Here is a 20,903-nt window from a genome sequence, read left to right as displayed (position 1 = left end):
TTCGACAAATATTCTTTAATTATAGCCATTGCCATTTTTCAGTTCTGTACGGTATAATAAAGACAAATTATTGGTTTCAAAAAGAGGTAATAACAATGGTACATTTTTTTGATATTACAAAGTTCAACTTATATAAAGAAGATAACCGGCGCGAAGTAAAAAAAGCAAATGGCGGCCTTCCTTCTTCTTTATGGGAGACTTACTCTGCTTTTGCAAATTGTTATGGCGGCGTAATTATTCTGGGAGTTGCCGAAAACAAAGATGGAACCTGGAGAACTACAGGTTTAAAAAGTACAGACAGGGACAAGCTGTTAAAACATTTCTGGGATACAATCAATAATCGAAAAAAGGTCAACGTAAATCTTCTATCTGATCAGGATGTAGAGATATATGAGAAGGATGAAGATACTATCATCGTGATTTATGTTCCTATGGCAAACAGAGAACAAAAACCTGTGTATATTAATGATGATATATTTGGCGGAACATTTCGAAGAAATCACGAAGGAGACTATCATTGTACCAAACTTCAGGTGAAAGCCATGCTCCGCGACCAGACAGACAACACTATGGATATGGATGTACTGGATGATGTTCCAATAAGCGACCTAAATTATGAAACCATTCAGGGATATCGCAACAGACATCGAGCCCTTAAACCTGCACATCCATTTGGCCGTTTAAATGATTCTGAATATTTACGCAGCATAGGAGCTGCTGCCATTTCCAATATTGATAAATGCCTTCATCCAACAGCTGCAGGAATGCTAATGTTTGGAGATGAATATAACATTGTACGACATTTCCCTGAATATTTTTTAGATTATCGTGAAATTCTGGATCCAACTATACGCTGGACCGATCGCTTACAGTCAAGTTCCGGTGAATGGTCCGGTAATATATGTGATTTTTACTTCCGAGTATATAATAAACTTGTTAAAGATATCAAGGTACCTTTTAAAACAATCGATGGAAACCGTATTGATGATACTCCCGTACATGAAGCATTGAGGGAAGCCCTCGCAAACTGTTTGATAAATGCAGACTTTTATGGTGTTCGAGGCATTGTAGTCCGAAAAGAAGCTGACAGAATAGTATTTGAAAATCCAGGATATTCCAGAACAGGAAAACAACAAATGAAAAAAGGGGGAATTTCTGATCCTCGCAACAAAGTACTCATGAAAATGTTTAATCTGATCAATATCGGCGAGCGTGCCGGCAGCGGAGTACCCAACATTTTTAACACATGGGAGGATCAAGGCTGGGTTGAACCAGTTATAGAAGAACAATTTGATCCAGATAGAACTCTTCTGATTCTTAGCTTCGATAAAAAACAAGCGATAAAAACAAGCGATAAAAAACAAGCGATAAAAACAAGCGATAAAAAACAAGCGAATAAATCCTGTCATAAAAAACAAAACCAAAAAACTTTGGAAAATATAGAAAAAATCAGAGAGTATTTATCTAAAAACAATATCTCAAAAACCAGTGATATTGCTGAATATATTGGATTAAGTCTTCCGCGAACCCGGGCTATTTTAAAAGAAATACCTGATGTATCTCCAATTGGAAATAATTCAAACAGAAAATGGACTCTGCAAAAATAATTTTCACCAGCCAAGAAATAAGTCAGAACATGGTACAAAGCAATAAAAGCATCTACGGAAAGCCTTCATCAGACCATCCAAAGATGCTTTTTATTGATATATTTTGTTTCTTTAAATTTCTTTATGACTCGTAACCCTAAGTCGTGCCATAGCTCTGGACAGAGCCAACTGATTCATATGATACTCCTGAATACTCTGCTTCTGTCTCATCTGCTCTTCTGCTCTCTCCTTCGCTTCCTGTGCCCTGCGGATATCAATCTCCTCAGGACTCTCTGCCGTCAGACAGAACAGCTTCACACGGTTATTGATCATCTCCACAAACCCACTGCTCACAGCCAGAACATGCTTTGTGCCATCAGCTTCCTCGAAACGCATTTCTCCCGGAATGATAGCAGCAACAATATTCTCATGCTGTGCCAGAAAGGCCTGCTCACCGTCAACAGCCGGGATTGTCAGGGTTTTGGCACGTCCTGCAAACGCCAGCTTATTACTGGCATAAATCTCAAGACCAAATGTATCTGCCATAAAATCCGCTCCTTATTCCTGACCCATCTCAGTCTTTGCTTTCTCGATGACATCCTCAATTGTACCAACATTGAAGAAAGCATTTTCCGGATACTGATCCATCTCACCATCAACGATTGCCTTGAATCCACGGATGGTTTCTTTCAGAGGAACATATTTACCCTTGATACCTGTGAAGTTCTCAGCTACATGGAACGGCTGAGAAAGGAACTTCTGGATCTTTCTTGCACGGAATACAGTGCTCTTATCCTCTTCAGAAAGCTCTTCCATACCAAGAATAGCAATGATGTCCTGAAGTTCTTTATATTTCTGAAGGATTTCCTGTACTTTACGTGCTACTTCATAATGTTCTTCACCTACAACATCCGGCTCCAGGATACGGGAAGTAGATTCCAGCGGGTCAACGGCCGGATAAATACCCTGCTCTACGATCTTTCTGGAAAGAACGGTTGTTGCATCCAGATGAGCAAATGTAGTTGCAGGAGCCGGGTCAGTCAGGTCATCGGCAGGTACATAGACAGCCTGTACAGATGTTACAGAACCATCCTTAGTAGAAGCGATACGTTCCTGAAGTTCACCCATCTCAGTAGCCAGTGTTGGCTGATAACCTACGGCTGAAGGCATACGTCCAAGAAGGGCGGAAACCTCGGAACCAGCCTGTACAAAACGGAAAATATTATCAATGAAAAGAAGCACATCTCTGTGTTCCTCATCTCTGAAGTACTCAGCCATTGTCAGTCCGGTTTCAGCAACACGCATACGGGATCCCGGTGGCTCGTTCATCTGTCCGAACACTAAGGCTGTTTTTTCAAGAACACCGGACTCTTTCATTTCTGACCATAAGTCGTTACCTTCACGGGAACGCTCTCCAACACCTGTGAAAATGGAATATCCGCCATGCTCTGTGGCAATGTTCTGGATCAGCTCCTGGATCAGGACTGTCTTACCAACACCGGCACCACCGAACAGACCGATCTTACCACCTTTTGCATATGGTGCAAGAAGGTCGATAACCTTAATACCTGTTTCCAGGATTTCTACAGCCGGTTTCTGATGTTCGAAATCCGGCGGATCTCTGTGGATGACCCATTTCTGTTCTCCCTCAAGGGAAGGACCGTCATCTACTGTATCACCAAGTACGTTAAATAAACGTCCCAGTGTCTTATCACCTACAGGAACCTTAATGCCGCTTCCTGTGGCGATGACTTCTCTGTCACGCTGTAAGCCTTCGCTTGCGCTCAGCATAATGCAGCGTACCATATTGTTTCCCAGATGATGGGAAACTTCCATTACACATCTTTTACCGTTGTTCTCTACCTCAAGGGCATCCTTGATCTCAGGAAGATTTCCATCTTCAAAAACAACGTCTACAACAGGTCCCATAACCTGTACAATTTTACCTTTGTTCATCGTCGTCACTTCCTTTTTTGTGCTTTTGCACCGCTGACAATCTCAGTGATTTCCTGTGTGATGGCAGCCTGACGCGCACGGTTGTACTCAATGGATAACTCCCTGAGCATCTTCTTTGCACTGTCCGTAGAGGACTGCATTGCCATCATTCTGGCATTATTTTCACTGGCATACGCTTCTACAAGACATCCATAGATCAGACCGGTCAGGTAATTTGGGATCATGGTATTCAGAAGTACATCGGCTGATGGTGACAGCACGATTTCCTCCTGTGGCATATCCGCAAGCATTGCCTGATTTGGCAGGAACTCTGCTTTCTTCAATGGAAGAAGCTGCATATTCACCGGCTCCATGGCAACTGCACTCTGCATCTCCGTATAGAAAATACGGACTTCGTCCAGTTCTCTGTCCAGGAACGCTCTGACAATCTCCTCTGAGATCAGGCGCGCTCTGTGCATGGTCGGTTTCTGTACTGTATATGGAAAGTTCTCTGCGATATCCATATGTTTCTTCGTGAAATACTGACGGCCTACCATACCCAGCACATAAAGCTTGCAGTGCTCATGCTCTGCCATAAACTGTTCTGTCATTTTCTGGATATTATGGTTATAGGCACCTGCCATACCCTTATCACCGGTAACTACGATACAGCCGATCTTACGGTCTTCCTCTGCGATCTTATGACGGATACTGAAAAAAGGATGCTCTGTATCCGGCATATGACGCAGGATTCGGGAAATTGCTGCCTGCATATTATAGTAATACGGCTCTGTATCGGACAGGATTCTTTTGGCCTTCTGCATCTTGGATGAAGAGATCATATACATGGCATTGGTGATCTTCATGGTGTCCTGAATGCTTTTCATTCGAGTCTGAATCTCTTTCGTACTGCCCATATCAACACCTACCTGCTCTTATCTGCAAATTCTTCTGCCACTTTCACGATCTTTTCTGCCAGTTCATCCGGAAGCTGTCTCTTCTCCTCGATCTCTCTTCCGATTTCCGGATAAGCACTGTCAAAGTAGTCCAGCATATCTCTCTGATACTTCTTCATCTTCTTGGTTTCCACGTGCATCATTGCCTTGTGTGTTGCCGCACAAAGAGTGATGACCTGCTCATGAAGACTTAACGGGCTTGAAAGCGGCTGTTTCAGAAGTTCCATAAGTCCACTTCCGTATTTCAACTGCTGAGTTGTAGCCTCGTCCAGATCAGAACTGAACTGTGTAAAGATTTCCATCTCACGATACTGAGCCAGATCGATACGGACACTTCCTGCTGCTTTCTTCATGGCTTTTGCCTGTGCAGCACCACCAACTCGGGATACGGAAAGACCTACGTTAACCGCCGGACGCATACCGGAGTTAAACAGGTCACTCTCCAGGAAGATCTGACCATCTGTGATGGAAATAACGTTTGTAGGAATATATGCGGAAAGGTCACCTGCCTGTGTCTCAATGATAGGAAGAGCAGTGATAGAACCACCGCCAACCTTTTCATTCAGACGGCTGGAACGCTCCAGTAATCTGGAATGGAGATAGAATACATCTCCAGGATAAGCCTCACGTCCCGGTGAACGTTCCAGAAGCAATGACAGTGCACGATATGCAACTGCATGCTTGGATAAATCATCATAAACCATTAATACATCTTTTCCCTTATACATAAAGTACTCAGCAAGTGCAGTACCTGCATAAGGAACAATATACTGAAGCGGTGCACAGTCACTGGCTGTAGAGGAGAATACTGTTGTATAGTCCATAGCACCATGTTTCTCCAGAGTAGATACGATCTTAGCTACTGTGGAAGCTTTCTGTCCGATCGCAACATAGATACAGATTACATCTTTGCCTTTCTGGTTCAGAATGGTATCCAGTGCAACGGAAGTCTTACCTGTCTGTCTGTCACCGATAATCAGCTCACGCTGGCCACGGCCGATGGGGAACATGGAGTCAATAGAAAGAATACCTGTTTCCAGAGGAACTGTTACAGATTTTCTGTCAATAATTCCAGGTGCCGGATTCTCTACCGGACGATACCCGTCTGCCTTGATCTCACCTTTACCATCGATCGGCGCTCCCAGAGCGTTTACGATCCTTCCGATAAAAGCGTCACCTACAGGCACACCTGCCTGCTTCTGGGTTCTTGCTACCTTTGTTCCTTCTTTGATTCCTGTATCTTTACCGAACAGGATACATCCGATGCTGTTTGCACGGATATCCTGAACCATACCTTTCAGACCATTCTCAAAGGTTACAACCTCGCCATACATAGCATGATCAATACCATGTACCGTGGCAATACCATCTCCGACGGAGATGACTGTTCCTACTTCCTGGTCCTTGCTGATTTCGTCATAATTCTTAATTTCTTCTTTCAGAATCGAAATGATTTCATCTGGATTCATTGCAGCCAACTTTTATTCACCTCCGTGTCAATTTCTGTCTTAAATTGTTATAACGTCCGCGGAGACTCCAGTCGAACTCTTTGTCTCCGGCAGAAAGAATGAAGCCTCCGATCAAAGATTTGTCTTCTCTGAGAGTAAGGATTACTTCCTTTGCTCCAAATTCCCTGCGAAGGAAATCTTCCATCTTCTCTTTCTGGGCTTCTTCCGGTTTTGTTACATATGTGAGAACAGCTTTCAGGATTCCTTTCTGCTTGCGGCTGTAATTGCCATATGCTTCCAGGATATCATAAATGCTGCTGATTTTCTGATATTTACAGGTCACCTTCAGGAAATTTTTCATCTCCTGCGGGAAGACTCTGTCAATTACATGTTCTTTTTCTTTTAAAGAAACCAGTGGATTCTCAAGGGCACCTTTTAACTGCGGGGTACCCCTGAAAATCTTTTCTGTCTCCAAAACAGCTTCTTCCGGGACAGAAAGCTCATATAATGCTTTTGCATAATTAATGCTTGTTTCCGTCATTGGAATCACCTGCCTCTTTTATAAACTGGTCATAAAGGGACAAATCCTGCTGACTGCTGTTTTTCTCTCCCATGATCTTTGAGGCTGCATCCAGCGCGATCTCTGCCACTCTGCTTTCCATAGCCTTCATAGCATTTTCCTGCTCTGTCCTGATATCTGCCTTTGCTTTGTCAAGCATTGCACCAGCCTGTGTGTTTGCATCTTTTACAATACGCTCAGCCTGTACTTTTGCCTCATCCTTTGCCTGGTTTACAATACGCATGGATTCGTCTTTCGCAGATTTCAGTGCATCTTCATATTTGCCTTTCAGTTCATATGCCTGTTCTTCTGTATCTTTGGCACTTGCGAACTGCTGGTCGATCATGTTTTTTCTCTGCTCCATCACATTGAGGATCGGACCAAATAAGAACTTTTTCATTAAAAGATAAAGAACAATCAGGTTAATAATTGTAAAGACCAGGTTGATGTTAATCTCGATCACCTGTCCCACCTGCCTTTCTTAGTTATTCTTTATCCATTAATTAGCCAAGCATGATAACGATCAGAAGACCGATAACGAAACCGTAAATAGCTGTTGCCTCGGCAAGGGCACATCCTAAAAGAAGGGATTTGCTGATCTTGCTTTCTGCTTCCGGCTGTCTTGCGATTGCTTCTACTGCTTTAGATGTTGCCATACCAATACCGATACCAGCGCCAATACCTGTTAAAACTGCGATTCCTGCTCCAATAGCTACTAACATAACTTTTTCCTCCTGTTGTTTAACTGAAATAAACTAAATATTACAAATCTTTCTTCACAATATGCTATCCTGTCGATATTCCGATGAGATCATTTGATGCCTGTACAACAGATGTCTGTACCAACGGTTGTTTATGACCGTTATGACCCACCGAATATCCGGGCAGCATTTAAGTGCTGTTCATAACTGCTGTCTTATCCCTTATGTCCCGCGTCTCAGGTCTTATATAGGTGTCATATTCCTGTATGAACAGTAATCTTTTTTATTCAATAGCTTCTTTGATAAATAAAGAAGTTAAGAATACAAATACATACGCCTGAATGAATCCGTCAAAGAAATCAAAATACAGGCTGAATGGAATAGGAAGAACTGCCGGGCATATAAACTCAAGAAGTTTCATAACCACATAGCTTCCTAACACATTACCAAAAAGTCGCATACAAAGTGATGTCGGTCGAATAACGACCTCCAGAATATTAATCGGCAGCATAATCGGTGCCGGCTCTGCGAAGCTTTTAAGAAAGCCTTTCAGACCTTTCTTATGGAATCCTGCATACTCGATCAGAAAAATACTTGTGATTGCAAGACCAATCGTACAGTTTAAATCCTTTGTAGGCGGTACAAATCCAAACACACCGAAAATGTTTGCAATTCCAATGTAAATGACAACTGTCATCAGATAGGGAATATACATTTTTCCCTCTTCTCCAAGGATATCCTTAAAGAAGTTATGAAGAAAACTGACACCGGTTTCCAGCAAAAGCTGTTTCTTACCGGGGTTTTCCACACTCAGGTTTCTTACGAGCACCAATGACAAAATTAAAAGCACTGCCATGATCACCCATGTCACTGCTACTGACTCTGCAACTGGTATTCCTCCAAACACCGGTATGGTAAAAACTGTCTTACATTGAAGTTCTTCCATTAACGTGTCTGCTAAATTACCCGTTTCTTTTCCCTCCTTTTTCTATTTAAATCTCCGGAAGATATTCTGGCTTTTTATGCTGTCTGCCTCAGATGCCTCAGCCAGGATTCCTAAACTTATGTCTGTAAAATATTTCATAAGCTTTCCATCGATTCAAGATTTTGAGATTATTATATTAAAATCCGTTAAAAAGTCAACAATTATTTTGACTATTTCTGGCAAAAATAGATTTTCTTTTTGTGCATTTCATCCAGACATTTTGATTGAAAAATAGATTTTCATAATTTTTTTAATGCATTTTCACGAAAAAAAGGCAATTTTCATTGACCGAACTGTAAGCAGATGATATTATTTTATATGGTTTTTATATAAATTTTATATCTCTGCACTTACCAATCCTTATATTGGTAATACCAAACAGGAGGTTTTTTATGCAAATCATTTGTCTGGGAGACAGCATTACGGACTGTAATCATTTATTTGAAGATTTTCCTCTGGGAAATGGGTATGTACAGATACTCTCAGAAATGTTCCGTAATCAAACTCCTTCTTTCTCCATATCCGCAAATACCGTCAGACGCTCATCAAGCGCTGTACAGTTAACAGATAAATCAACAGGTGCCATACATTTCAGGAACTGTGGAATAGATGGCTTCACTGTGACAAGAGTCCTTGAAAATATCCGCCAACACCGTATTTCTTTGCATCACTCTCCTGTTGTAACTCTGCTGATCGGCATCAATGATATCGGTCTGATAATGAACACAGACCGGATGGATTCTCAGAAAGAACAGATGATAAGAGAGTTTGCCACTCATTACAATGAATTATTGGATCTGCTCACTGCAGATGCCAGGCAGGTAATCCTTATGGAACCCTTTATCTTTCCACATCCGGAAGAATATGAGACATGGATTCCCTATGTCCATACCATGTCTGATATTATCCGACAGCTCTCTGTCAGATTCAGACTTCCATTTCTGCCTCTGCATAACTATTTTAATAAGGAAGCAACTCAATCGGGATTTGATGCCATAACAACGGACGGGATTCATCTTACTTTGTATGGGCATAAGCTTCTGGCCGAGAAACTGTTCCCTCTCCTTCAAAGCATTGATAACAATCCCTGAACAGATAAACTATTGCGCATTTTCCCGGAACTTTGTATAATAAATCACTGTCCTCGCTCATATCTGCGGACTTATTATGGAAAGGAGTCTTCCTTATATTATGGAAACTACAATTAAACAGATTGAAGATATGTCTCTGAATGCCTGGCCATCTCACAAGATGGAATTATACGACGGCTGGATCCTGAGATTTTCTTATTTTTATACACACAGAACCAACAGCGTAGAACAGTTCGGCAATTCCACCCTCACCTGGCGGGAAAAAATCCCATATTGTGAAAGCGTATATAAGCGTCTGGGAACCCCCGCTGTATTTAAGATCAGTCCTCTTGTCTCTCCTGACTTTGATTATGTTCTGGAGAATCGGGGATATGCCATCCAGCATACCACCAATGTCATGGCAATGAGCATGAACGCCGCACATCTGGATACTCCATATCCTGATGTAACATTCTACAATAACATTCCGTCTGAATGGATTGAAAGTCTGTTCAATCTAAAAAATACTATAAATCCGATTCACAGAAAAGTTGTACCATCCATGTATCAGGCAATTCTCAAAGAAACCATTTGCGCCTGCATCCGCATAGACGGGCAGATCATTGCAACAGGGCTTGGTATCCTGGACAGAGACTACATCGGTATTTACGCCATCCATGTCAAAGAGGAATACCGCAAACATGGCTATGCCCGTCAGATCTGCACAGGACTTCTGAAAGAAGGAATGAAAAAAGGTGCACAGAATGCATATCTTCAGGTTGTAGAGGGAAATGACAATGCCCGGGCATTATACAGATCACTTGGATTCCAGCAGCTTTATACTTACTGGTTCCGCGTACAGCCGGATGAAAACGGAAATTTCCCACCTGAGAAATAAAAAGAACTATCTGTAAAGCGTTTTCATTTTTTGCTTTTACAGATAGTTCTTAATTTTTATAGATTTTAACTTTTCTTTTTCGGGGAATCAGTTGATTCATTTAACATAGTTCGCGCCAACTATATTGTATATCATTTTAATTTTAATATTCAAGTCTTATTCTGTATTTTATCTCTGACTCAATTATGTTACTGTTCACTCCGTTCACAGTAACGTAGCCAAAATTCATTCCAGATTGCCTGCGGCAATGGAATTTTGGCTTGTATGTCTCGGGATTTTGGCATATTCATGCCAAAACACCTCGCGGAATAGTGGTGTGTGAACAGTAACTCAATTATACTGTTTTGTTTTTCAGCACTGCAGGTGATGTATTACCTACCACCATCGCTGTCAGAGGGCTGAAATACAGCAGACATGTTAATACACAGTAAATCGGGATCATAATTGCAAACTGTACCAGTCTTCCGGGCATGATCGCATAGAAATTATATCCAAGCATGATCACAAGTCCTGCTGTTGTAAGCACCAGAGAGCTGAGAACTGCAGTTACCACGATAGATACGCAGATACCAACTGTCTTTCCTGTTTTCTTTCTGTTTGCAAATAATGGTTTTGCAAGGGCAGGAAGCACACCCCAGAGGATTGCTGCAACTGTGATAAACGGATTTACAGCATAGCCCTTCATAAAGCACCCGATAATATCCGCACATAATCCACAGACACCACCAGCTACCGGGCCAAGCCACAGACCTGCAAGGATTGTACATACACTTCCCACAGAAATACGGTACGCACCAAGATCAATGACCAGAACTCGTGTGAGTACCAGATGCATGGCGATCAGAAGAGCCATGAACACCAATGTTTTTACGTTCCAATATTGTTTTTTCTGCATAATAAAAACACCTCCATAATGTGTTTAAAAAATAGAGTAGTTACATAAATAATAATCCCTCCACATTATGAGATGCTCTCATATGTAGCAACGGGTGCGGAAATTATATCGTAAGCAGCACGCTTTCTGCTTTTCGTTTCACGGCGACTCCCCAGCCTGTGAACACTTGACGCATAAAATCCTACTTCGCTATTATTTATTTATCGAAATTATAACACAATCCATAGAAATTGCAATATATTTTCCGTTATTATTTTCACAAATTTGAATGCTGTTTTTTGTTCATTCTATACGAATGGTCTGCTTTTTTTACTTGAGAATATTGCTGCAAACACTCGTAAGTCTATGAATAAAACAGCCGCATATACTAATACTATAACATTATGCAGCAGTCCGGCATCTTCAGCAATGAGAAATTACATGAATACAGATATCCCGCCCCGGTCTGCTATAATCATGGAGGTAAAAAATGTCAGAAATATGTAAAAATAACTGCCAAAATCCTTATAATATATGTTATGATAATTACCTGAATACCAACGCCTGTACGGAATGTACCGGCCTGATATGCACTCCTGCCAAAGATAATGACGAATGGGAAAGCTACCGGAAAATTTTTGATTTTATCCCCGAACCGCCGGAAAGCAATATCCCTCCCTGTAAATAATTATTGCATACGGCAGGAATCATGTTCAAACGAATGATTTATTGGAGGTCCTGTCTATATTATGAAAAAACTGCTTGCTGCATGTGTCTGTGCCGGCCTTAGCTTTTCTTTTGCCGGATGCAGCCCTGAAACCATACTGGAACAATTCACATCCACCGGAGACACATCCGTCCGGGAACTTACTTCTTCATTTGACACCACAACTGAAACCGAAACAAAAGGCCGTATCTATATGGATGAACTTTCCGGTACCCTGCAGGATTTTTCAGGAAGCCAGCTTATTCTGAACACGGACAGTGCCTCCTATGTATTTAATGTTTCCAATGCCACCCTGGAATGTAAAGGCGGCATGATCACCGGCGATGAGATCAGTATCATTTACGAAGGTCAGCTTTCCGGTACTGACACAGGCAGTGTACATGTTCTGAAGGTTGTAGATGAATTTCATAAAAAAAACAAACTGAAAAAGCGCACTGCACATGGGCAGGTCATTTCCCTGACTTCCAATACCATCACAATAAAATCAAAGAAAGGAAAAACAGCCACCTATCCGATCACAGGAACAAAACAATATTATCAGAACGGAATCAAGGCCGGTGACTGGGTTTACCTTACATTCAAGGGAAAATTCCCGGATATTTCCAATGATTCTTCCGCATCCTTAAATGCCAGTCACCTGAAAGTGCTGAGTATTTCTGATCTGAAAGATCTGGAAATACCGGATCCCACCCCAACTCCGGATCCAAAACTCACACAGACACCGGAGCAGATAGAAAATAAAGAAAAACAGCTGCTGGCAACTGTACAGGGAGTAAATCTGAATATCCTCCGGATTCTTCCTGCCGGAAGTGACACCTCCTTTAATCTGGATATGTCAGCAATCCCCGCTTACTTCAAGGGAGGAATTGCCCCGGGATCTCATGTTAATGTTACTTATATCGGAGATCTGGAAACAACATCCCTAGAAGAAGTCCGTATTATTGCTGTGACAGGTGAGGATCCTGATACCATTAATGACAAACATATTTCCTTTACAGTAACCGGCACGATCATTGGAAGTACTGCCAACACCATCACTGTACAGACAGATGACGGTGCCATAGATACCTTCCGTACAGAAAACGCGCAGAACCTCACTGCAGGCGGCATGGAATACGGCGACTATGTGTGTATTACCTTCCATCCATCCAAATCAAAATCTTCTAATATTTATACAGCAATTAAGGTACAGGATGCGTAAATTGTTACTGTTCACTCCGTTCTCAGCAACACGCTTCGCGATGCAGGAAATATGAACCTCCTTGTGCAATGCCCAAGGAGTATCGTTTGCTTCACAAACTTAATTTATGCTAATCGCATAAATTCGCGCGGTATGTCTCGGGTTTTCTGTGACCTTCGCTCACACAAAACACCTCGCGGGATATCACCAGTGAACAGTAACCGTAAATTTCTTCTTGATTTCCGCTTCACCTTCCGCAAGCCAGCGGTATGCAGCATCCTGATCTCCCAGGATTTCTGCAAAGGACTGAACTTCATCCCGGATTCCTTTTCCATGAAGAACTCTGTAAGCCCCCGCATCACTTCCGGGGGCTGTTTTTATTCCCAGCCGGAATGCTTTTCTGATATTCTCTTCTGCGGATTCTATGATCGGTTTCAGAGTCTCATCATCATAACGCCCGTCTCCCAGAAGATTTCTCACTGTAACCAGAGTCGGAACCCAGACTGTATCGCTCTCTGCCAGCATGGCAAGGCTTTCTTCATTCATATAGTTTCCATGTTCCAGACTGTCCACTCCGGCAGCCACTGCTGCCTGCACTCCGTAATCTCCGTTGGTATGGGACATAACAGCCATACCTTCTTCATGTGCAATATGTACCATTTCCTTTACCTCTGACCCATCCAGAGGTGTTCCGGTAATCGCTCCATGTTCATTAAAATCCAGAATCCCGGTAGTCATGATCTTAATAAAATCTGCCCCTGCCTGTTTCGCCTCCAAAACACGCTTATGAAATTCCACCATTGTGGCAAAACCTTTTCCCACAATAGAACCATAATGTCCTTCTTTATGAATGGCAAATATCGGAGTTCTGTAATCTATTCCATACTCTGGTGCAAGCTCTTTCGCTCTCGCAGAAACACCCAGCGCATCACCGCCATCCCGTACAAAAACAATTCCCCGTTCCTGGTATGCCTTCAGATGTTCTCTTATGATCTTATCGTCCGGTCCATTTTTATGCACCTCAACTGCATGGCGGTAATTCACGCCATCCATAATGATATGCGCATGACATTCTCCAAACATTTCCCGTTTCTCTTCCTCTTCCCTGCTGCTTTCTTAATTCAAAACATAGAGTCAGACGGATAAACTCATCCGCTTCGCTATGCAACTCTATGCTCAATAACCACTCCGCAGTTTTACTTAATCTTTTATCTATAATCTTTTATCTACAATTTTTTATTTTTCAAAAAAATTTCGGATTTCGTCTTCTGCTGCCTGCACAGACCCCTGGACAAAGAATGGCTTTCCGCCGCCTCTTCCGTTTAATGCAGCATTCATTTCCTTTGTATACTGCCGTAAATCCCCGTCAATCTCGCCCATGGCATACTTATAGCTTCCATCTTCATTTCTGGAAAATACTGCACAGCAGCCCTCACAGGTATTCATCACTGCATCCGCAAGTTTACGTACAGAATCTGCTTCCAGACCTTCTTTGAAGATCAGGACACTTCCTGCACCTTCCCATTTCTTAGCTTCTGCCCTAAACATCTCTTCTTCCATACGGGCAACCTGGCCTTTCATACGGAAATTTTCATCCTGCAGACGCTGTACTGCATCTGCTGTTCTGTCCATCTTTGCAGAAAGCTTCATGGAAATCTGATGATTCTGCTCATTCACCATATTCAGATAATCCAGAACACGTTTACCGCAGATCATCTCCATACGGATACCATCATGGAATTTCACTACAGAAAGAAGCTTCACCATTCCAATCTCACCTGTATGTGTCACATGGGTTCCACAGCAGGCGCATACGTCTACTCCCGGAAACGTCACGATACGAACCTGTCCTGTCAATTCTTTCTTACTTCTGTAATCAATAGTCTTCAGTTTCTCAGCATCAGGATAAGTGATTACAACTTCCTTATCCTCCCACACTCTCTCATTTACTTCACGCTCGATTTCTGCAAGCTGCGAGTCATCCAGCATACCATTCAAATCTACAGTGATCACATCGCTTCCCATATGAAAACCTACATTATCATAACCATACTTCTCATGGATAATACCGCTGACCATATGCTCACCGGAATGCTGCTGCATCAGGTCAAAACGGTGCACCCAGTCAATCTTTCCTTCAACCTTCGCACCCACTTCCAGAGCCTTATCAGTATAATGAAGTAATTCTCCATCTTTCTCATGAACCTCTGTCACCTTTGCATCCCCCAGTGTCCCCACATCACTTGGCTGACCGCCGCCCTCCGGATAAAAAGCACTCTCATCCAAAATGACCACATAGCCTTTCTTTTGCTCCCTACACTCTACTACGGTTGCGGTGAATTCTTTTTTATATACATCTTCATAGTATAAACGTCTTGTTTCTGTCATAATCTGTCTCTCCTTTTTCATCTGTCATATTGCCCCGCATTATCTTCCATATAAACATAAATGCTGTATTTCATTTCATTTCAATCAAGTATAGACCAAATCAAAAGGCTTCGCAAGACCGTCACTCAGCGATATTTTCTATAAAAAAATCTGTTAATCAAAACAGCCAATAACCAGCGCAGAAAAATAGTTTGTTTTGTGTGCATTTGCAGGATACTTAGATATTCTTAGCTGGCAAAAATCTGCGTTATGAGAAAAATGACACACTGTCTGAGCCGCCATGCGGCGAGTTTGTGGCATTTTTCTCATGCCTTTAGCAGATTTTTGCCAGCTTAGAATATCTTAGTGTCCGAAACCGCACACAAAACAAACTATTTTTCTGCGCGTCCCCTTTTTCTCAAAATTCCTCCAATATCTGAATCCATTCCCCCACCTCCTGCGTTATAATTAAATGAACAGGGAAAAGGAGACAGTAATGATCACAGAAAAGCACTATCTGGAATATCTGATTAAGCAATACCAGAACTTAATATATTCGATCTGCCTGAAATCTGTCGGCAATCCATTTGATGCCGAAGATCTCACTCAGGAAGTCTTTCTGTCTGCCTATAAGAACCTTTCCCGTTTTGATGGTAATTATGAGAAAGCCTGGTTAAGTAAGATCGCTGTCCGAAAGTGTCTGGATTATCTGAAAGCAGCCGGGCGGCGAAGTATTCCAACAGAAGACACCTACTTTTCCCAGATTCCGGACAGGCAATCCTCTCCCGAAGATGAATATATGAAAACTGCATCCAACACTCACGTAGAAGCATTATGTATGCAGTTGAAAAGTCCTTACAAAGAAGTCGCTTACGCACATTTCTGCAAAGAATTATCAGTACCTGAGATTGCACAGCAGACAGGGAAAAATCCGAAAACAATTCAGACACAGCTCTATCGCGCAAGGGCAATGCTGAAAAAAATGCTTGAAAGGGGTGATTAGATGCATATTAATAAGAAGGATTTAATAGAATTTGACAACGGAAATATGAACACACAGGAAGTCATTGAGTTTCTGTCACATCTTGATCACTGCGATTTCTGTCTGGATCAGATGATGGAACAGGAAGACAGCAGTACGGATACTGCTCCTGCCTATCTGATGGAACAGATTCTGGACAAAGCAGCCTCCGGTGAAGTGCAGCTTGCCCGGGCAGCAAATAAAGCATCCCGCAAAATCCGGCTGCTCCATTACAGTCTTCAGACTGCTGCCGGTGTGATGGTTGCCCTGTTGCTTTTATTCAGTATCCCAAATCTGGATTTCACTTCCTTATATCAGGATACTTCCTCTCAGACAGACAGAATATTACCCGAACATGAAAACGGCAGACTCTACCAGTTCACCAGAGAACTCGGACAGAACATTGGTGATGGCACCAGCTCTTTTATAAAATATGTCAGTGATTTTTCCAGCAAATTAATGAATGGAGGCAAATAAAAGTATGCAAAAACAAAAACGTGGATTCTGGCTTTTTATCTTCTCCCTGATCCCAGGCGCAGGAGAAATGTACATGGGATTCAAAAAACAGGGAATCAGTATTATGTTCTTATTCTGGGGTGTCTTTGCCATCGGAGCATGTACCGGAATGGACTGGCTTGTGTTCCTGATTCCGATCATATGGTTCTACAGTTTCTTTAATGTGCACAATCTGAAGTCTCTTTCTGAGGAAGAATTTTACTCCATAGAAGATTCCTATGTCCTTCATATGGATGAACTGGCAGGAGACATCAGTTCTCTGCTCAAACATCACGGAAAGATAACTGCGATTCTGCTGATTTTCCTTGGTGCTTCTATTCTATGGAACACTCTGGTAGATTTCCTCTATATGATCTTACCCGGATATCTGGCTGATGTTATTAGCAGATTCACATATCATCTGCCGCAGCTTGTGATTGCAGCTGCTATCATTTTTACAGGGATTTATATTCTCACCCGCAAGAAGGATGCACTGGATGAAGAACAGCCTGACAGCTTTACTGAGGAAGAACATTACTGGACACCTTATCGTCCGTATCAGCAGAATGTTCCGAATATGGAAACTGACGCGGTTAAAAATACCACAGACACAGTAAATCCTGATTGCTGTACAGATATCGATGTCACGGACACCGCAAACAACAAAAGCCCGGTATCTCTGAAAAAAGATTCTGCCGCCGAAGTGTCTCAGGAGGATGCTTCATCACAAACAACAAATTCTGAATCATGACACAAAATGGGATTGTCACATCAAGGAATCTACCTTCATGTAACAATCCCATTCTCATTATCCTCACATGGATACCGAAACTTCTCCAAAGGACAATATTGTCTCCTGTCCATCTTCTTCCCGTACTTTCAGCCGTCCGTCCCTACATATCTCCAATGCAAATGCCTGTCTGGAAGAGTTTCCGTCTGCAATTGTGATCTGATGTCCCGGGATCATGTTATGTGTCACATAATCCGGAGATAATTTCAGATCTGCTGTTTCTTTTCTCAACTCGTTCACGATCATTGCAGTCAGTTTATTACGGTCAGTCTGTTCCGCATCTTCTTTTGTCTCATAAAGGGCTCCTGCTATACTTCTTAATTTCTGCGGCAGGTTCTCCTGGTCCAGATAGAGGTTCAATCCCATGCCAACTACCACAAACTCAATATTTCCACTCTCAAAATCTGTGACAGCCTCTGTGAGTATTCCACAGACTTTCTTTCCTTTATAAAACAGATCATTAACCCATTTAATATCAAGCTGGATTCCACAGAGCTGAGCAACTGCTCTGTAGACTGCCACTGCTGCCGCAGTTGTGATCAGCAGACTGTCATGTATGGTTCCCTGTGGCTTCAGGATCACACTCATGTAAAGACCTGTATCTGCAGGAGAATAGAATTCCCGGCCTCTGCGCCCCCTGCCTGCAGTCTGGCTCCTGGCAATGACAAATGCCCCGTGTCCGGCCTCTCCCATCATAGCTTCTTTCTTGGCAGTCTGGTTCGTAGATTCCAGTTCATCATAAATATCTATCTTAACCTTCGGATCATCCAGAAACAGGCGGATTCCTTCCTGCGACAGACGGTTCGTATCCTTCGCAAGCATATATCCTTTATTCGGTCCTGCTTCTATATGATATCCTTCTTCCCGGAGCGACTTTACTGCCTTCCACACTGCAGCTCTTGTACAGCCAAGTTCACCGGCAATACTCTCACCTGAAAGTATCTCCCCTTTATTCTTCTCCAGCATTTCCAAAAGACTTGATTTTACAGTCATAATTTCCCTTTCTTACTTTCTGTCCCATTATTTTCACGTTATCTCTTCTCTGATCATCTACTGCTAATCATATCATCTGGTATGCTTTTTGTCTAATGTTCTACCGGAAATATCTTATCACATAATTTTCCGGTGTTACTGTTCACTCCGTTCTCAGTAACATTTTCCGTACAGTAATCAATTGTCTGTCAGGATTGCCACAATCCCCGCATATAACACCATAAATCCCATAACTACTGCAACCATGTCAGCAGAATGAAAATCAATATTAAATATCATACCACCTGCAACCATCACTTCCAAGGTAACGATCAGCCCCAGGATCACTGCCATTGTCCTTGAAAATTTATGTCTTTCCTTTCTTCTCATTCTCTGTGTGGTATTTACTGCATTCATCATTTTACTCCTCCTTCATGTCAGACAGATAAAAATCGCCCTTATCCTCTGATCGATTATGCCCGAACATATTTTCCGAACATATATTCTCTTTCTTTTGATATATAATAACATACCCATTTCAAAAATGGAAGAGTTTTTAGAACATTTGTTTGCCGTTTTTTTTATTATAAATTTTTCCGGATTCTGAAACTTAAAATTAAGAAAGAATCCTGCCCGGAGGGCTTTTTTATGTTATAGGAACATTACGGAGTAATTTCCTATAACATAAAAAAGACTGCCGTGCCACTCATCACCTGCCACGACAATCCTCTTATCTGATTTTAATGTTATATTTTTTACATAAACTGAGCAAACACAGATGCACCTACAACTGTCAGCAGACCTGCAACCGCAATCGCAAGACTGCTCATGGCACCTTCTATTTCACCCAGCTCCATTGCCTTTGCAGTACCGATAGCATGGGCAGAGGTTCCAAGTGCCAGGCCCTTAGCGATTGGTTCTTCAATACGCGCAAGTTTGATCACAGTCTCTGCGAGCATATTTCCAAGAACACCGGTAATGATAATAACTGCAACTGTAATCGTTACTATACCACCCAGTTCTTCGGAAACACCCATTCCGATTGCTGTGGTAATAGACTTCGGAAGAAGTGTTACATACTGCTCATGACTCAGGCTGAACAGCTTTGCAAGGATCAGCACACTGACCAGACTGGCAAGCACACCGGAAACAATTCCAATGATTACAGCTTTCAGATTCTTTTTCAGAAGTTCCATCTGCTGATACAGCGGAACTGCCAGGCAGACCGTTGCAGGTGTGAGCAGGTAGCTGATATACTGACCGCTCTGATTATAGGTGTCATAATCAATATGCAGTAAACAAAGCACAGCTATTACTGCAATGATCGCGATCAGAAGCGGATTAAAAATTGCCATCTTAAATTTTCTTTTCAAAAGAAGTCCTGCCTCATATGCGATCAGGCTGATTGCTGCGCCAAAAAACAGGGAATTACTCATAAATTGTGTCATGATCTTTTCTGTCCTTTCTTTCTGTCCATACGAATAACTGCCTGTGTGACACGACCTGTCACAATCATTACCACAACTGTGGTGATCACTGTGATCAGAATGATCGGCACACATACCGGTTTCAGTATGCCCCAGGCTGTCAGTAATCCGACACCTGCCGGAATAAACATAACCGGCATGATCTCTATGAGAAATTCAGCTGCTTCTTTGACCTGTTCCAGCCTGATAATGTGTGTTCCCAGTGCGATCAGCATGATCACCAGTCCGTACACACTTGCAGGTACAGGAAGCGGGATCAGAACATGTAATGCCTCTCCCATTGCGGATATCAGTAAAATAATCCAGAATTGTCTTACGTATTTCATTTTCAGTCTCCTCTAATCCTTACTGAACGGCTACAGGCTTCATCATTCCAGTTACCTGATCTTCGTACTCCTGAGTTTCCTCGAGAGATGCTCGACCGGTTCTCTGGATCTTTGTCACGCCCGGATACTGTCCCGGGAAAGATTCCAGCATGATCCCATCGCCGTATATCTTTACTTTATCCCCATTTTCCAATACATCATCGGAAATTAATTTTCCTTTTTTATTGTAAATGCCCTCTGCCGGTATGTCTGCGCTGAAAATAGTTCCATTGTTCAGATCCACAAAAACTCCGGTCTTCAGAAATTCTCCTGTCTCGATATAGATTGCAGAAATAGCATTTGCTTCCTCTTTCTGCTCTTCCTCCCTGACTATCTGTGCCTGCTTTCCTACCATATTCCAGAAAGCACCTCCCATTACAGCAAAAATGGCGAGCAGAACAATCATACCGATGATAAACTTCCAGTCTCGTTCTTTTTTATTTTTCAAATATTCAACTCCTTTATATTGGTCTAACCAATCTTGGTT

Annotated in this window: 23 protein-coding genes and 1 riboswitch; of the genes, 7 read left to right on the top strand and 16 right to left on the bottom strand. The window is 42.2% G+C overall.

The genetic code is table 11. From position 1 onward, the window contains the following. Positions 1 to 95 precede the first annotated feature (95 nt). A complete protein-coding gene (locus LJE09_RS00590; protein WP_008706995.1) occupies positions 96 to 1,607 on the top strand; it encodes an ATP-binding protein in 1,512 nt (503 codons plus the stop codon). A 111-nt stretch (positions 1,608 to 1,718) separates the two neighbouring features. Here LJE09_RS00590 and atpC read toward each other — a convergent pair whose 3' ends face one another. From atpC to LJE09_RS00550, 8 genes are all read right to left on the bottom strand, one after another. After that, positions 1,719 to 2,132: an ATP synthase F1 subunit epsilon gene (gene atpC, locus LJE09_RS00585; RefSeq protein WP_008706997.1), complete on the bottom strand. Its 414-nt coding sequence runs from the start codon at positions 2,130 to 2,132 to the stop codon at positions 1,719 to 1,721. Between the two features lie 12 nt (positions 2,133 to 2,144). Beyond that, positions 2,145 to 3,542: a F0F1 ATP synthase subunit beta gene (atpD, locus tag LJE09_RS00580; protein WP_008706999.1), complete on the bottom strand. Its 1,398-nt coding sequence runs from the start codon at positions 3,540 to 3,542 to the stop codon at positions 2,145 to 2,147. A 5-nt stretch (positions 3,543 to 3,547) separates the two neighbouring features. Further along, entirely contained in the window at positions 3,548 to 4,438 is an 891-nt protein-coding gene (gene atpG, locus LJE09_RS00575; protein ID WP_008707001.1) for an ATP synthase F1 subunit gamma, read from the bottom strand. Between the two features lie 8 nt (positions 4,439 to 4,446). Further along, positions 4,447 to 5,946 carry a F0F1 ATP synthase subunit alpha gene (gene atpA, locus LJE09_RS00570; RefSeq protein WP_044951755.1) on the bottom strand — a complete coding sequence of 500 codons (1,500 nt, stop codon included), beginning with the start codon at positions 5,944 to 5,946 and terminating at the stop codon, positions 4,447 to 4,449. A gap of 16 nt (positions 5,947 to 5,962) precedes the next feature. Beyond that, positions 5,963 to 6,466 carry an ATP synthase F1 subunit delta gene (gene atpH, locus LJE09_RS00565; protein WP_008707004.1) on the bottom strand — a complete coding sequence of 168 codons (504 nt, stop codon included), beginning with the start codon at positions 6,464 to 6,466 and terminating at the stop codon, positions 5,963 to 5,965. After that, positions 6,447 to 6,947 (bottom strand): F0F1 ATP synthase subunit B, encoded by a 501-nt coding sequence (atpF, locus tag LJE09_RS00560; RefSeq protein WP_020993266.1) that lies wholly within the window; start codon positions 6,945 to 6,947, stop codon positions 6,447 to 6,449. The genes atpH and atpF overlap by 20 nt, the downstream gene beginning before the upstream one ends. Before the next feature lie 40 nt (positions 6,948 to 6,987). Beyond that, positions 6,988 to 7,206, bottom strand: coding sequence for an ATP synthase F0 subunit C (gene atpE / locus LJE09_RS00555; protein WP_008707007.1), 219 nt, complete (start codon positions 7,204 to 7,206; stop codon positions 6,988 to 6,990). A gap of 262 nt (positions 7,207 to 7,468) precedes the next feature. Beyond that, positions 7,469 to 8,131, bottom strand: coding sequence for a F0F1 ATP synthase subunit A (locus tag LJE09_RS00550; RefSeq protein WP_008707008.1), 663 nt, complete (start codon positions 8,129 to 8,131; stop codon positions 7,469 to 7,471). A gap of 431 nt (positions 8,132 to 8,562) precedes the next feature. Here LJE09_RS00550 and LJE09_RS00545 point away from each other — a divergent pair, with 431 nt between their 5' ends. Together LJE09_RS00545 and LJE09_RS00540 are read left to right on the top strand one after the other, a co-directional pair. Continuing rightward, positions 8,563 to 9,261 (top strand): SGNH/GDSL hydrolase family protein, encoded by a 699-nt coding sequence (locus tag LJE09_RS00545; RefSeq protein WP_008707009.1) that lies wholly within the window; start codon positions 8,563 to 8,565, stop codon positions 9,259 to 9,261. Between the two features lie 100 nt (positions 9,262 to 9,361). Continuing rightward, positions 9,362 to 10,138 (top strand): GNAT family N-acetyltransferase, encoded by a 777-nt coding sequence (locus LJE09_RS00540; RefSeq protein ID WP_008707010.1) that lies wholly within the window; start codon positions 9,362 to 9,364, stop codon positions 10,136 to 10,138. Between the two features lie 334 nt (positions 10,139 to 10,472). Here the strand turns inward: LJE09_RS00540 and LJE09_RS00535 are convergent, their stop codons facing one another. After that, positions 10,473 to 11,033 carry a folate family ECF transporter S component gene (locus LJE09_RS00535; protein ID WP_008707011.1) on the bottom strand — a complete coding sequence of 187 codons (561 nt, stop codon included), beginning with the start codon at positions 11,031 to 11,033 and terminating at the stop codon, positions 10,473 to 10,475. A gap of 86 nt (positions 11,034 to 11,119) precedes the next feature. After that, positions 11,120 to 11,224, bottom strand: a riboswitch (THF riboswitch). 537 nt (positions 11,225 to 11,761) lie between these two features. Here LJE09_RS00535 and LJE09_RS00530 point away from each other — a divergent pair. Continuing rightward, positions 11,762 to 12,940 carry a hypothetical protein gene (locus tag LJE09_RS00530; RefSeq protein ID WP_118616674.1) on the top strand — a complete coding sequence of 393 codons (1,179 nt, stop codon included), beginning with the start codon at positions 11,762 to 11,764 and terminating at the stop codon, positions 12,938 to 12,940. Between the two features lie 183 nt (positions 12,941 to 13,123). Here LJE09_RS00530 and LJE09_RS00525 read toward each other — a convergent pair whose 3' ends face one another. Together LJE09_RS00525 and LJE09_RS00520 are read right to left on the bottom strand one after the other, a co-directional pair. Further along, on the bottom strand, positions 13,124 to 14,002 hold the full coding sequence (locus LJE09_RS00525) for an amidohydrolase family protein (protein ID WP_055059447.1): 879 nt from the start codon (positions 14,000 to 14,002) through the stop codon (positions 13,124 to 13,126). Positions 14,003 to 14,155: 153 nt separating this feature from the next. Continuing rightward, complete coding sequence (locus LJE09_RS00520) at positions 14,156 to 15,307, bottom strand: alanyl-tRNA editing protein (protein ID WP_227310903.1); 1,152 nt, start codon at positions 15,305 to 15,307, stop codon at positions 14,156 to 14,158. Positions 15,308 to 15,782: 475 nt separating this feature from the next. Here LJE09_RS00520 and LJE09_RS00515 point away from each other — a divergent pair, with 475 nt between their 5' ends. The 3 genes from LJE09_RS00515 to LJE09_RS00505 are packed head-to-tail and all read left to right on the top strand — an operon-like array spanning position 15,783 to position 17,553. Beyond that, positions 15,783 to 16,289, top strand: a complete 507-nt coding sequence (locus LJE09_RS00515; protein WP_227310902.1) for an RNA polymerase sigma factor — start codon at positions 15,783 to 15,785, stop codon at positions 16,287 to 16,289. Then, complete coding sequence (locus tag LJE09_RS00510) at positions 16,290 to 16,784, top strand: hypothetical protein (protein ID WP_227310901.1); 495 nt, start codon at positions 16,290 to 16,292, stop codon at positions 16,782 to 16,784. It abuts the gene before it with no gap. A 4-nt stretch (positions 16,785 to 16,788) separates the two neighbouring features. Next, positions 16,789 to 17,553: a hypothetical protein gene (locus LJE09_RS00505; protein WP_118670126.1), complete on the top strand. Its 765-nt coding sequence runs from the start codon at positions 16,789 to 16,791 to the stop codon at positions 17,551 to 17,553. A 63-nt stretch (positions 17,554 to 17,616) separates the two neighbouring features. Here LJE09_RS00505 and LJE09_RS00500 read toward each other — a convergent pair whose 3' ends face one another. The 5 genes from LJE09_RS00500 to LJE09_RS00480 form a co-directional block, all read right to left on the bottom strand. Beyond that, on the bottom strand, positions 17,617 to 18,585 hold the full coding sequence (locus tag LJE09_RS00500) for a biotin--[acetyl-CoA-carboxylase] ligase (RefSeq protein ID WP_173706667.1): 969 nt from the start codon (positions 18,583 to 18,585) through the stop codon (positions 17,617 to 17,619). A 177-nt stretch (positions 18,586 to 18,762) separates the two neighbouring features. Next, complete coding sequence (locus LJE09_RS00495) at positions 18,763 to 18,984, bottom strand: hypothetical protein (RefSeq protein ID WP_022380928.1); 222 nt, start codon at positions 18,982 to 18,984, stop codon at positions 18,763 to 18,765. A gap of 335 nt (positions 18,985 to 19,319) precedes the next feature. After that, entirely contained in the window at positions 19,320 to 20,012 is a 693-nt protein-coding gene (locus LJE09_RS00490) for an LrgB family protein (RefSeq protein WP_055053348.1), read from the bottom strand. Then, the gene (locus LJE09_RS00485) at positions 20,009 to 20,377 is read right to left on the bottom strand and encodes a CidA/LrgA family protein (protein ID WP_020993269.1); all 369 of its coding nucleotides are present in this window, start codon (positions 20,375 to 20,377) and stop codon (positions 20,009 to 20,011) included. The genes LJE09_RS00490 and LJE09_RS00485 overlap by 4 nt, the downstream gene beginning before the upstream one ends. Before the next feature lie 19 nt (positions 20,378 to 20,396). Then, the gene (locus tag LJE09_RS00480; RefSeq protein WP_022380930.1) at positions 20,397 to 20,864 is read right to left on the bottom strand and encodes a hypothetical protein; all 468 of its coding nucleotides are present in this window, start codon (positions 20,862 to 20,864) and stop codon (positions 20,397 to 20,399) included. Between the last annotated feature and the right edge of the window lie 39 nt (positions 20,865 to 20,903).

Origin of the sequence: Blautia sp. DFI.3.45, assembly GCF_020593505.1 — a bacterium.
GTDB classification, from domain to species: domain Bacteria; phylum Bacillota; class Clostridia; order Lachnospirales; family Lachnospiraceae; genus Blautia_A; species Blautia_A wexlerae.
This window is presented reverse-complemented; position numbering and strand designations above follow the sequence as displayed.